The 11682-nt window shown below is 52.6% G+C and carries 12 protein-coding genes and 1 pseudogene; 8 read left to right on the forward strand and 5 right to left on the reverse strand.

Translation table 11 applies throughout. The annotated features are described in order from the left end of the window. A complete protein-coding gene (proC, locus tag ACEN2J_RS16895) occupies positions 1-846 on the forward strand; it encodes a pyrroline-5-carboxylate reductase (protein WP_442107322.1) in 846 nt (281 codons plus the stop codon). On the opposite strand, the gene ACEN2J_RS16900 is transcribed toward proC, so the two are convergent. After that, on the reverse strand, positions 828-1520 hold the full coding sequence (locus ACEN2J_RS16900; RefSeq protein ID WP_442107324.1) for a GntR family transcriptional regulator: 693 nt from the start codon (positions 1518-1520) through the stop codon (positions 828-830). The two genes, proC and ACEN2J_RS16900, sit on opposite strands and share 19 nt — an antisense overlap. A 147-nt stretch (positions 1521-1667) precedes the next feature. Here ACEN2J_RS16900 and ACEN2J_RS16905 point away from each other — a divergent pair, with 147 nt between their 5' ends. From ACEN2J_RS16905 to ACEN2J_RS16935, 7 genes are all read left to right on the forward strand, one after another. Continuing rightward, complete coding sequence (locus tag ACEN2J_RS16905) at positions 1668-2921, forward strand: NAD(P)/FAD-dependent oxidoreductase (RefSeq protein WP_442107326.1); 1254 nt, start codon at positions 1668-1670, stop codon at positions 2919-2921. A 62-nt stretch (positions 2922-2983) separates the two neighbouring features. Next, positions 2984-3964: a TRAP transporter substrate-binding protein gene (locus ACEN2J_RS16910; protein ID WP_442107328.1), complete on the forward strand. Its 981-nt coding sequence runs from the start codon at positions 2984-2986 to the stop codon at positions 3962-3964. A gap of 90 nt (positions 3965-4054) precedes the next feature. Continuing rightward, positions 4055-4558, forward strand: coding sequence for a TRAP transporter small permease (locus ACEN2J_RS16915; RefSeq protein ID WP_442107330.1), 504 nt, complete (start codon positions 4055-4057; stop codon positions 4556-4558). Between the two features lie 5 nt (positions 4559-4563). After that, the gene (locus tag ACEN2J_RS16920; protein WP_442107332.1) at positions 4564-5877 is read left to right on the forward strand and encodes a TRAP transporter large permease; all 1314 of its coding nucleotides are present in this window, start codon (positions 4564-4566) and stop codon (positions 5875-5877) included. Continuing rightward, positions 5878-6354 (forward strand): universal stress protein, encoded by a 477-nt coding sequence (locus ACEN2J_RS16925; RefSeq protein ID WP_442107334.1) that lies wholly within the window; start codon positions 5878-5880, stop codon positions 6352-6354. A 36-nt stretch (positions 6355-6390) separates the two neighbouring features. Then, on the forward strand, positions 6391-7515 hold the full coding sequence (locus tag ACEN2J_RS16930) for an enolase C-terminal domain-like protein (RefSeq protein ID WP_442107336.1): 1125 nt from the start codon (positions 6391-6393) through the stop codon (positions 7513-7515). 71 nt (positions 7516-7586) lie between these two features. Then, the gene (locus ACEN2J_RS16935) at positions 7587-9320 is read left to right on the forward strand and encodes a thiamine pyrophosphate-binding protein (RefSeq protein WP_442107338.1); all 1734 of its coding nucleotides are present in this window, start codon (positions 7587-7589) and stop codon (positions 9318-9320) included. A 72-nt stretch (positions 9321-9392) separates the two neighbouring features. Here the strand turns inward: ACEN2J_RS16935 and ACEN2J_RS16940 are convergent, their stop codons facing one another. The 4 genes and pseudogenes from ACEN2J_RS16940 to ACEN2J_RS16955 form a co-directional block, all read right to left on the reverse strand. Beyond that, the gene (locus ACEN2J_RS16940; RefSeq protein ID WP_442107340.1) at positions 9393-10097 is read right to left on the reverse strand and encodes a hypothetical protein; all 705 of its coding nucleotides are present in this window, start codon (positions 10095-10097) and stop codon (positions 9393-9395) included. Further along, positions 10094-11044, reverse strand: coding sequence for a helix-turn-helix domain-containing protein (locus ACEN2J_RS16945; RefSeq protein ID WP_442107342.1), 951 nt, complete (start codon positions 11042-11044; stop codon positions 10094-10096). Before ACEN2J_RS16945 ends, ACEN2J_RS16940 begins: the two co-directional genes overlap by 4 nt. After that, positions 11041-11346 (reverse strand): annotated as a pseudogene (locus ACEN2J_RS16950) (VRR-NUC domain-containing protein); the annotation flags it as partial. The pseudogene ACEN2J_RS16950 and the gene ACEN2J_RS16945, both read right to left, overlap by 4 nt. Continuing rightward, the gene (locus ACEN2J_RS16955) at positions 11325-11633 is read right to left on the reverse strand and encodes a plasmid recombination protein (RefSeq protein ID WP_442107344.1); all 309 of its coding nucleotides are present in this window, start codon (positions 11631-11633) and stop codon (positions 11325-11327) included. The pseudogene ACEN2J_RS16950 and the gene ACEN2J_RS16955, both read right to left, overlap by 22 nt. Positions 11634-11682 lie beyond the last annotated feature (49 nt).

Below are 11682 nucleotides of genomic sequence, written 5' to 3' on the forward strand. Positions count from 1 at the left end.
ATGAACAATCCCATAGTTCTGGAGCGTTTAAACCACGGAGGGCTTGTCCTTTTTGGTTGCGGAAAAATGGGGTCCGCGCTCCTTCAGGGGTGGATTGATGCGGGTGTATCACCTCGGTCGATTATGGTAATGGATCCGCGGCCATCTGATTGGCTTTTGGAATTGCAAGCAAGAGGGCTCCAAATAAATGGTGATTTCAAGGCTGCCGCTGTTTGTGTTTTGGCTGTAAAGCCACAAATGATTACAGCGGCAAATGCTCTGACCGCTAGATCGGTTGGCAGCACTTTATTCATCTCAATCGCTGCGGGAACAACGCTAATGTCGCTGGCAACCATTCTAGGGTCGGGCGCACCAATTGTGCGGGCCATGCCGAACACCCCGGCGGCTATTGGTCAAGGTGTGACCGCAATTAGTGGTAATCAAAACTGCACGGCGGACGACCTAGATCTCGCACAAGCGATGCTGGAAGCCGTAGGACAAGTTGTTAGGTTGGAAAGCGAAGATCAGATGGATGCTGTCACGGGCGTTTCCGGGTCTGGTCCGGCTTATGTGTTCTACATGATCGAGTGTCTTGCGGCAGCTGGCCGCGCTGAAGGCTTGCCCGCCCCTATTGCGATGCAGCTTGCGAAGGCAACCATTTCGGGGGCTGGTGCATTGGCCCAAGAAGCGGCAGAGAGTGTTTCGCAGCTTCGAGAGAACGTGACATCACCTTCTGGAACAACCGCTGCTGGGCTTAAGGTTCTTATGGCGCAAGGTAGTGGCCTTCTCCCCTTGATGTGCGCAACGGTTCATGCGGCAACACTGCGTAGCGTTGAGCTGGGGTCTGGTCAATCATCAGGGACATAGAGCTGCGAATAAGCAACGCGAACTAATTCTACCGTTTGCTCGCTACGGCGCTCGATGTGGTTACGCAATGCAGAAACCGCTCCGTCTGTGTCGCGCGTTCTGACCGCCTCTAAAATAACACGGTGAGCAGACATCGACGTATTATCGCTTGCGGAATTGCCCTTTTGATCGCGAAGCTGACGATGATTAATGATCCTGACATAACGAATCCGTTCATTCGTGATTGCGAGAAATTTTAATATTTCCTCGTTACCTGAAAGTGCCGCTAGCTTCTGGTGGAACTCTTCGTCCATTCGCAACAATTCATTAAGGTCAGTGCAAACGACATAGGATTTCTCAACCTCGTTAAGATAGTTCACCACGTCGAGAATTTCGGAGGTTGTAGCATTTTCGATGGCTCGCACGACGGCTTCCGTTTCGAGAGCGCATCGCAGCTGATAAAGTTCCAGTATCTTGTTGGGGCTCAATGGTCGGCAGAAAAAGCCCTTTCCTAAGACAAAAGTCAAAAATCCCTCCGCTACTAAGCGATTGAGGGCCTCGCGGAGCGGGGTTCGACTGACATTCATTTTAGTCGTGAGGGCGGTTTCATTTATACGCTCACCGGGCTTGAAAACGAAGTCGGTCGCCATCTGGCGAAGCGTTAAGTAGACTCGATTTACACTGCTTTCCGACATACCCATTCGTTCCTTAAGCTTGCTACTTCAAACGTACTTACTCAAAATAAGATGGCAAGGAAAGAATTGTCTTCAGATTTGAGAACTTTTCTGTATACAGTTCGGAATGCAGGGTTATTGCCGAGCGATTCGTGGATGAGAAGTAGCATGACTAGACCAAACACACGGCAAGTGATCGTAGTAGGTGCTGGCATTATTGGCGTGTCCGCAGCGCTATGGTTGGCGCGCGGCGGCGCAAACGTGACTGTGGTTGATCGCGAAATCCCCGGCAGCGAAAAGTCGACATCTTTCGGAAATGCTGGCGTGCTCGCCGCATGTTCTGTGGCGCCCGTAACGGCGCCGGGCATGATATTGAAAAGCCCAAGAATGCTGCTTAACCCCAATTTCCCACTATTCTTGCGGTGGTCGTACTTGCCCCGCCTTACGCCTTGGTTACTGAAGTACCTATCCAACGCCAACGATGAGGATACACGCCGCATTGCACGCGGAATCGCTCCATTAACCTATGACACAGTAGATCAGCATCGTGCTCTGACCAAAGGGACGGCAGCGGCCGAGTGGTTAACGTCGTCTGACTACAGCTTCGTGTACCCCAATCGGGCAGCATTCGAGGCAGACCATTACACATGGATGCTGCGAAAAACCGCAGGGTTTGAGCCTGAAGTGATTGAAGAGGGCGCTGTTCAAGAATTTGAACCAAACCTTTCGCCTGATTTGAAGCTTTTGGCCGTTATGCGTGATCACGCCTATGTCAGCGATCCGGGCTCGTATATCGTAGCGCTGGCTCAGGAGGCTGAAAAACTTGGCGCAAAGTTCGTGCAGTCTGAGGTGACTGACTTCACTTTCGAAGATGGCCGAGTGAGCGAAGTCATCACTAAGGACTGCACGCTCACATGCTCCGAGGTGATCCTTGCAACAGGTGTATGGTCTGGGCTGCTAGCAAAGAAGCTTGGCATCAAGGTGCCGCTGGAAACAGAGCGTGGCTATCACATTGAATTCCGTGACCCACTCAACGGCCCACGTTCGCCGCTAATGGTTACGACCGGAAAATTTGTTGCAACGCCAATGAAAAACGGCCTGAGATGTGCTGGCATCGTCGAGTTCGGGGGGGTGAACGCTGGCCCGTCAAAGGCGCCACTTGATCTCTTGCGACGTAAAGTCAAAGAGAGTTTTCCTAACCTTACGTTTGAAGGCGAAACGCCGTGGCTTGGTCACCGACCTGCGCCTTCAGATAGCCTACCTCTCATTGGAGAGATCAAAAATACAGGGGTCTTTGCGGGATTTGGTCATCACCATATTGGCTTGACCGCGGGCCCCAAAACCGGGCGCATTCTTGCGGGTATTATATTTAACCGTAGAGAAAACATTGACCTAACCGCATATGATCCAATGCGATTTTAGACCCCGTTCCAGAAACGAACCCTGCAAACAGGGAATATAACCAGAGCAACAAGGAGAAAAATATGTCGAAAACCATCCAAACGATTGCAATTGGCTTTGTCGTCGCCGCCGGTGCGACTGTTTCTGCGTCCGCAGAAACTTGGGATATGCCAATGGCTTATCCAGCAACAAATTTCCAGTCGGAGACTGGCGCCAAATTTGCTGAGTGCGTGACACTGGGCACCGGCGGCGTGTTGGAAATTCAGACCCACGCTAACGGTTCACTTTATTCAGGTGCAGAAATTAAACGTGCCATTCAGACTGGGCAGGTGAATATCGGCGAGCGGCTGCTGTCGGGCAATCAGAATGAAAATGCACTTTTCGGGTTTGATTCAATTCCCTTCCTTGCAACCTCGTTTGCTGATTCCGAGAAGCTTTGGGAAGCAGCCAAGGGCCCGTTGTCAGAGCTTCTAGAAAGCCAGAACCTGCATCTTCTCTATTCGGTGCCGTGGCCGTCGCAGGGTTTGTATTTTAACCGTGAGGTGAATTCACTTGCTGATGTCAAAGGCCTTAAATTCCGCTCTTACAACACCGCATCCGCGCGTATGGCGGAGTTGGCTGGAATGCTGCCGGTTCAGATTGAGGCAGCTGAACTTAGCCAAGCCTTTGCGACCGGCGTCGCAGAAGGCATGGTTTCATCTGGGTCTACTGGTTACGATAGCAAGGTTTGGGAAAGCTTGTCGCACTACTATGCAGTTGATGCTTGGCTTCCACGCAATTACGTCATGGTCAATAAAGATGCATGGAACGGTCTGGACAGTGCGACGCAGGGCATCCTCAATGGCTGCGCCTCCTTGGCCGAATATGCAGGCGATTGGCGTTCGATCCAGTACAATGAGTTCACCGTCGGTGAACTTGCCAAGAACGGCATGACCACCGGGCCCGCAAGCCCTGAACTGGCAGCTGAACTGGCTAAGATTGGTGAAACGATGACGGCAGAGTGGCTGGAAACAGCTGGCGATGAAGGCAAGAAAATCGTCGAGGCATTCAAAGCGTCAAAGTAGTCTCCCCCCCAGGTGCGATCCATTGAAAACCTCATGGGGTCGCACCGACAAGTTCGGAGTGCGGTCGTGGCATTATTAAGATTTTTGCGAATGTTTCTCGATACAGTCTACGTAGCAGCGGGTTTTCTAGCCGCCATTTTCCTGTTGATGATCTTAGGTTTTGTCACTCTTCAAATGGTGGGGCGATGGAGCGGAGAAATCATCACCGGTGCGCCCGACTTCACGGGCTACTGTATGGCAGCGGCGTCTTTCTTGGCCTTGCCCTATGCTTTAAACAGCGGAAGCCACATACGCGTCAGCCTGATGCTTAATGCCTTAGGGCGTCTGCGCATCGCTGGCGAACTGTGGTGCTGGGGAATCGCCAGCTATCTGACGTTTCTATTTGCACGCTACGGGGTCAAGCTGACCTACGAAAGCTACAAGTTCAATGACATCAGTCAGGGCCAAGATGCCTGGCCGATCTGGATACCTCAGATGTCCATGGCAATCGGGACGGTGCTGCTGGCAATCTGCTGCTTCGATAACCTGATTACCACCTTCCTGACGGGCAAAGACAACATTCGACCCTCTGTGGTCGACTCGCACTCGGAGTAATGCCATTGGAACAATTCTATCTCGTTTTCATCTTTCTCTTCGCCTTGTTTCTTCTGCTTGGGACGGGCGTATGGGTTGGCCTAGCGCTGTTTGGTGTCGCCTATCTTGGCCTTGAGTTGTTCACCACCCGACCAGCAGGCGACGCTATGCTGACCCGGATTTGGACAGGTTCTTCTAGTTGGACAATCACAGCACTGCCGCTGTTCATTTGGATGGGAGAAATTTTGTTTCGAAGTCGGTTATCGCAAGATATGTTTCGGGGTCTCAGCCCATGGATGCAGCGGCTGCCAGGAGGGTTGGTGCATGTGAACATCGTCGGCTGCACCATCTTTGCCGCTGTTTCTGGGTCGTCTGCGGCAACGTTGACAACGGTTGGTAAAATGTCCATCCCAGAGCTTCGAAAGCGACACTATCCCGAATACATGATCATAGGTACGTTGACCGGTGCGGCCACCCTTGGGCTAATGATCCCACCTTCGCTAACATTAATTGTTTATGGCGTCGCGGTTGAAGAAAGCATTTCCAAGCTATTCATGGCCGGAATTATACCGGGTATAGTATTGGCTGGAATGTTTATGATCTATGTAGCGGCTTGGTCTTTCGTCCGCCCGAGCGAAGTTCCTGTAATCGCTGACCGTATGACATTCAAAGAAAAGGTGAAAGAAAGTCGATTTCTCATTCCAATCATTCTACTGATCCTCGTGGTGATTGGTTCGATGTACGGCGGGTATGCAACTGCGACCGAAGCCGCGGCTATCGGTGTGATTGGTGCTTTTGTCTTGGCAGCTGTGCAAGGATCGCTCTCTAAAAAGGCGTTTGTTGAAAGCCTGCTCGGGGCAACGCGGACCTCTGCGATGATCGCCTTTATCCTGATGGGTGCCACCGCACTAACGCTTGCGATGGGCTTTACGGGGCTGCCGCGCGTCCTCGCCGAATACATCGACAGCCTCCATCTATCGCGGTTCTCGTTGCTGCTTGCTTTGATGGTATTCTATATCATCTTGGGCATGTTTTTGGACGGCATTTCATCGGTTGTTCTTACGATGGCCATTGTGCAGCCCATGGTGGAGGGTGCTGGGATCGACCTTATTTGGTTTGGTATTTTTATCGTGATCGTTGTTGAAATGGCCCAAATTACGCCGCCGATTGGTTTCAACTTATTCGTGATGCAGGGCATTACTCGACATGAGATGGGCTATATCGCAAAAACAGCTATACCGATGTTCCTGATTATGGTGCTGATGGTCTTTGTGATGATCACATTCCCGGAACTCGCAACCTACTTACCAGACAATATGCGCAATTCGGTTGGCAGTTAAATGGCCATTTCTTCCACTCAATTTCACTCCGCAAAGGAAGCTTTAGTGACCAGAACTAAGATCATTGCTGCAGTGGATTTGTTACACAAAGTGTCGGATAGCAAAGTTGTAAATGAGGCCATTTCTCTCGCTGAGAGCCATAGTGCAGAAGTTATTCTGGTGTTTGTCATTCCCGATCAGCAAAATAGCTATGCTCAGGCCTACATCCCGAAAGAGATGCATGACAATGTCCTTGCCGAAGCCAAGCGCGATTTGGCCTCATACGAAGCCAGCTTTGATTGGCGCGGGGTCGAACATGAAACGCGTGTTTTGCGCGGCGTGGTCTACGAAAAGCTGATCGAATGTGCGGATAATACATCAGCAAAGTTCGTGGTTATTGGTGCGAACCGCCCTTCGGTCAAAGACCTTTTTATCGGCCCAAATGCTGCGCGAGTTTCGCGCTATGCATCCTGCAGCGTCCTTGTTGTACGCCAATAAGTTTCCCCATTTTCAAATCAACTAATGGAGTTTCACATGAGTGATCACAAGATCCAAGAGCTTCGCATTCACAGAATATCAATCCCGGCCAAAGCCGTGCACTCGCACGGCAGCGGGGATGTTGCTGGGATTAGCGTAGTTATCCTTGAAATCATTACCAATACGGGCATCACTGGCTGGGGAGAGGCGTCGCCTTGGCCGGTTTTTACCGGAACCGCCGAAGGAAATGCTGCTGCGCTTCACGTTCACCTGCGGCCTCACCTAATTGGGCAGGATCCAATCCAGGTCGAAAAGCACATGAATATGGCTGACAAGGTAATAGTCGGCCATCCCGAGGCAAAGGCCGCTCTTGAGATGGCATTGCTTGACATCACTGGGCAGATCAGCGGCCTGTCAGTTTGTGAAATTGTGGGCGGGAGAATGCGCGACAGTATGGGAATGAGCTTCTCAATCGCTAATCCTAACTTTGGTGCAGACCTCGATGATATCGCCGCAATGTGGGAAGACGGTGTGCGAATTTTCAAATTCAAAACCGGGTTCGCCGGGCATCAATTCGACCTTATGCGATGTCAAAAGCTACGCGAAATCTACGGCGATGAAGCGGACATTCGCATTGACTACAATCAGGGCCTTCCAGCATATGATGCCGTGCGATGTATCCGTGACCTGGAGGCGTTCCGTCCAACCTTTATCGAACAACCCGTTAAAATGCACGAGCGTGATGCGTTGGCCCACATCACTCATGTCATCGACACGCCGATCATGGCCGACGAAAGTGTTTTCGACGCCAAGGGTGCGCTATACGGTGCTCAACATCGCATTGCCGATATTTTCTCGCTCAAGATAATGAAATCTGGCGGCATTCGGCGTGCGCTTGAAGTCGCCGCTATCGCCCGTGCTGCGGGGATTGAAATCTATGGTGGGTGCATGTTCGAGACCGGCTTGGCTCATGCCGCTGGGGCGCATTTGATGGCCGCTGTGCCTGACTTGCTGCTGCAATGTGAATTTTACATGGCAACTTACTACGCGAAGGAAGACATCCTGACTGAGCCATTCCCGGTCAAAAATGGCCGGGTGCATGTGCCAAGCGGTCCAGGCTTGGGCGTTCAGGTTGATCACGCAATGCTAGCAAAATACGCCGTTGCCGAGCCGCTTTGTTAATGGCGAAAACACATGAGTTCTCGTTTTACGCAGTGCAAACGCAAGATAGAAGTTTCTGAAGGGACTGAGAAGTGAATAATATTGAACCAAAACGGATGAATGGTGCGCAGATCATTCTTAAAATGCTCGAATTGCATGGCGTGAAACATGTATTTGGTCTCCCCGGTGAAACTACAATCGGTTGGTATAAGGAATGGCGTGAACACAGCGACATCGAGTTCGTAATGACCCGTGACGAAAGGACTGCGTCCTATGCCGCAGAAGCTTATGCCAAAATCACTGGCCGTCCCTGCGTGCTCGAGGCACCAAGCCCTGGCGTTACCCACTGCACCCCTGGCATCACGGAGGCCTATCTGAGTTCGGTCCCAATCATTTTTTTTAGCTCCGACATCCCCATCAACCAGGACAAAAAGCATGGGCTGACCGGGATCGATCAAACTAAATTGTACGACAGCATAACCAAAGAATCATTTGTTCTGACCAATGCTAAGGAAATTCCTTTCCTGTTACGACGTGCCTTCCGTGTGGCCACATCAGGTCGCCCAGCACCCGTGCATATACGAGTGCCCATCAATATTTTTGGGGAAGAAGCAGAGATTAGCGACCTCTATGCAGAGCCCGAATACAGCTATTATCCCGCCCATCGTCCCGTTGCGGATCATAGTAAAATACGCGCAGCTATAGACATTCTACTGAAGGCCAAGAAGCCAGTGATCATTTGCGGGCAAGGTGGCCTGATCTCCAAAGCGTCTGAAATCATTCTGGAACTAGCTGAGCTTTTGCAAATACCAGTGGGCACCACAACACCGGGTAAAGGTACAATTCCAGAAAACCACCCTTTAGCTTTGCGTGTAATCGGTGGACGCGGTGGCATGGAGTATTCAAACCAATTCGTCTTTGATGCAGATACTATCTTCTTCATCGGCAGCAACACTGACAGCGCAGCGACAGATCATTGGAAGCTCTACGGCGATCCAACCTCGAAAACATTTATGCATTTGGATATTGCAGAAGCGCATGTAGGGAACAATTTTCCGCTTGCAGTCGGGATGGTTGGAGATGCACGCGCAAGTCTGGAATATATGGTTGAGCTGATCAAGGCTGAGCATCCATATCTGAAAAGGCCACTTGTCGATCTTAATCCAATCAAGAAAACGGCGCTCGATAAGGTTTTTAACTCCAACATCCCGATGCCCGAAGGAACGATCTCGCCGGTGAAGCTGTCGCAGGCATTGGACAAGATTCTGCCAGCCAATGCTATTGTGACATCCGAACCCGGCGTTAGCGCGATTTATCCATCTGCCCTATTAACAATCAAGGAGCCTGGCCGTCGGTATATCACGAACTATTCGATGGGCGCGTTGGGATACTCAGTGCCCGCGGGTCTTGGTGCCTCTTATGCTTCGGATGGTCCAATTATCTCTTTTACGGGTGATGGCTCTTTCGGTTTTGTCATTGGCGACATGGAAACAATCAAACGCAGCAACAAAAACGTCACGATCATACTGACGCGGAATGACACCTTTGGGTGGATCCGTGGCGAAGCAATACTGCTCGATGACGTGGACGAGCCTTGGTCAACTGATTTTGGTAGTGTGGATTATGTGAAAATCGCAGAAGCCTTTGGATTCAAAGCCGCTAGAATTACAAATGAAGGTGAAATTGAATCCACCCTTTTCGAAGCCATACAAAACCCAGGTGCAAATTTCATAGAAATCATGGTTCCTTCTCAAGATAAAATTGTCCCGTTTGTTCCATCGTGGGTGAGAGCCGCCAAAGCCAAGAATCTGCCCTACTTCTACTGAAACTTCCGGCTCCAACGCGTAGTTCTGTTGTTGGGGCCCAAGCTCATGGTGCTAATAGAGATTTCTTGAGCACTATGAAAAAGGTTCGCTTATTGCACGTAGCGTTCTTGGAACTGAAAGTGCCGGGTTGTCCCAAGGACGCACCTTCGGCATCGCCTCCGTCACCTCAATATCTCGTAGCATCCGCCCCACCACCAACCCATCGCGCACCCAATCCAACGCCTGCCACCAATCCTCATAGCCACGCCGGGCAGATGCGATCTGTTCCGGATGTGGCCGCCAGGTGACCGGACACGCCAAGACCTCAACCGTGCGCCATTTGCCCCGGGTCAGGACCTGTTCGGTGCCAACGACAATGGTGGTCGCCCGCTCGCCATGCTGGTTACTCTTGATCTCCACCGGCACGCAGCGCGGCACAACGCCGGGCATCCAGTCGGGTGTTATCCCGGCGCGGGCCAATTCTGCCACGCTGATCGCCATGCGAATGCCGCCGAGGCTTTCCGGCATGCCCGCGACGGTGGCCGCCACGACCTCGGCATCGGCATGGGTGTAACTTCCCATTTTGTGCTTGCCGCCATCCACTTTGCATCCCAGCGCAGCGCGCTGCAGCAGGACATATTCCAGACCAAAGCCGAAACCCTCCTCGACCACATCCTTGCGCACCGGAAGTTCCAGCTGCGCCTTTTCCACCCGGAATGCCCATTCCAGTACCGCCTGTACGCCCAGCGCGTGTTTTGTGCGGGTACCGCGATTGTTGATCGATCGTTGCATGGTCATCGCACACCCCGCATCCGGAGCCGTTCGGCTGTGACCAGCCCACGCCCCAACATGGCATCGCGGACGGTGTTGTTGATGGCGCTGACGGGCAGGTAGCGATCAGAATTGATGATGTCGGCGTAGAACACCGGTAGATCGACGATGGGCTTCGCGGTCGACACCGGATCGTGTTTGCGCTTGTGGCGCTTTCGACGCGCATCATCCGTCTTGCGCTGGGCTGCACGCTGCATTGCGCGGTCCAGCGCCTTAGGCCCATCGGGCGGTTCGGGATGATCCTTGCGCGTGTCCTTGGCCGCCGCGACGATCTCAGCTTCGGTTAGCCCCAGCTCTGTGCGCCAACGCTGGATGTGTAGCCGAGGCGGATAACCTTGCCACCAGCCGGGTAGCGCAGCAGGGTCCAGACGCAGCGCCAAAATCAACTCTGCGAAAAACCGATCAAAATCGAAATCGCGCGCTTGCGCGTCCTCCTCCTCCTTTACAGGTTTACTTAAGGGTTCTCTTACAAGGTTAGTCTCCGGATTCCGGAGATGGCTTTGGGCAAAATCCGGAGATGGGATTGCCGAAAAGCCGGAGATGGCCCTATCTCCGGAATCCGGAGTTAGGTCGGCGCGTTGTTCTGTCTCCGTTCCACAAAAGCCGTGTCCGGTTTCCGGAGTTGGCTTTTGTGGAAACCCTTCTTCAAACCCCAAGATGTAGCGTGTCGCTTGGCGTTTGTGGGTGCGCGGATCATGGGTGCGGATTCGGTGGATCAGACCTAGCTCTTCCAACTTGGCGAGATGTTGGTTCAGTGCCGAGATCGACATTTCCGCATCGTCCGCAAGCCGGGCCTGCGTCGGGAAACAGCCGAAGTCGGGGTTGTGCCGGTCGCAGAGGAACCACAGCACGATCTTGGTGGCAGGCTTCAACCCGCGTTGCTGAATGGCCCAGACGGTTGCCTTGTGGCTCATGATGCCACCCTCCGCGCTGGGCGGACACGGCTGGTGAACCCATTGTCCGCCAGGGCGGCCAGCGCATCATCGACTGACCGGACCAGCGCCCAGCAGAAGCCTTGGGCGCAGACCGTGTCGCGAAACACCTCCTGTGATTTGCGCAAGCGGCCGGTTTCGCTTTTGACCTCCAGAAACAGCACGCGGCCGCCAGAAATCGCAATTAGATCGGCAAAGCCGGAATGGACGCCCATACCGACCAAGATCGACTGACGCTTGGCACCACGCGGCCCAGCTTCGGTCACTTCGTTGGCGCAATGGTGCCTGCCATATCTTGAGCATGCTCGTAACTCGCAATTAGCGGATTCTTCGATGCTTGCAGCAATATCTGCTGGCCGCGGTTCGCTGTGATCCGCTCGCGCCAAACGGCCACAACAAAATGAATGTGATAGGCTTCCTCGTCTGCATGACCGCTGACATAGCGCAACTCGCCGTTCGGAAAATTCTGCTTCAAGAATGCTAGGGCGGTTTTGCGGAATTCAGCGACCTTTTCAGGATCCCACTCCCCGTGGCCTGTCCCGCTGAGAACGGCAGTGCAAAAGTGAGCCACGGAAGTGGCGTGATAATCTCGCTGCGGGCAGCGTAAAATGTTGCCACTT

Origin of the sequence: Pseudorhodobacter sp. W20_MBD10_FR17 (assembly GCF_052119765.1) — a bacterium.
Taxonomy (GTDB): Bacteria; Pseudomonadota; Alphaproteobacteria; order Rhodobacterales; family Rhodobacteraceae; genus Pseudorhodobacter.

What these genes read in the sequence shown, in the direction of transcription:
- ACEN2J_RS16940 (WP_442107340.1), bottom strand. Translation starts at nt 10,097, where the DNA reads ATGACCATGCAACGATCGATCAACAATCGCGGTACCCGCACAAAACAC.
- ACEN2J_RS16905 (WP_442107326.1), top strand. Translation starts at nt 1,668, where the DNA reads ATGACTAGACCAAACACACGGCAAGTGATCGTAGTAGGTGCTGGCATT.
- ACEN2J_RS16900 (WP_442107324.1), bottom strand. Translation starts at nt 1,520, where the DNA reads ATGTCGGAAAGCAGTGTAAATCGAGTCTACTTAACGCTTCGCCAGATG.
- ACEN2J_RS16945 (WP_442107342.1), bottom strand. Translation starts at nt 11,044, where the DNA reads ATGAGCCACAAGGCAACCGTCTGGGCCATTCAGCAACGCGGGTTGAAG.
- proC (WP_442107322.1), top strand. Translation starts at nt 1, where the DNA reads ATGAACAATCCCATAGTTCTGGAGCGTTTAAACCACGGAGGGCTTGTC.
- ACEN2J_RS16910 (WP_442107328.1), top strand. Translation starts at nt 2,984, where the DNA reads ATGTCGAAAACCATCCAAACGATTGCAATTGGCTTTGTCGTCGCCGCC.
- ACEN2J_RS16915 (WP_442107330.1), top strand. Translation starts at nt 4,055, where the DNA reads ATGTTTCTCGATACAGTCTACGTAGCAGCGGGTTTTCTAGCCGCCATT.
- ACEN2J_RS16925 (WP_442107334.1), top strand. Translation starts at nt 5,878, where the DNA reads ATGGCCATTTCTTCCACTCAATTTCACTCCGCAAAGGAAGCTTTAGTG.
- ACEN2J_RS16930 (WP_442107336.1), top strand. Translation starts at nt 6,391, where the DNA reads ATGAGTGATCACAAGATCCAAGAGCTTCGCATTCACAGAATATCAATC.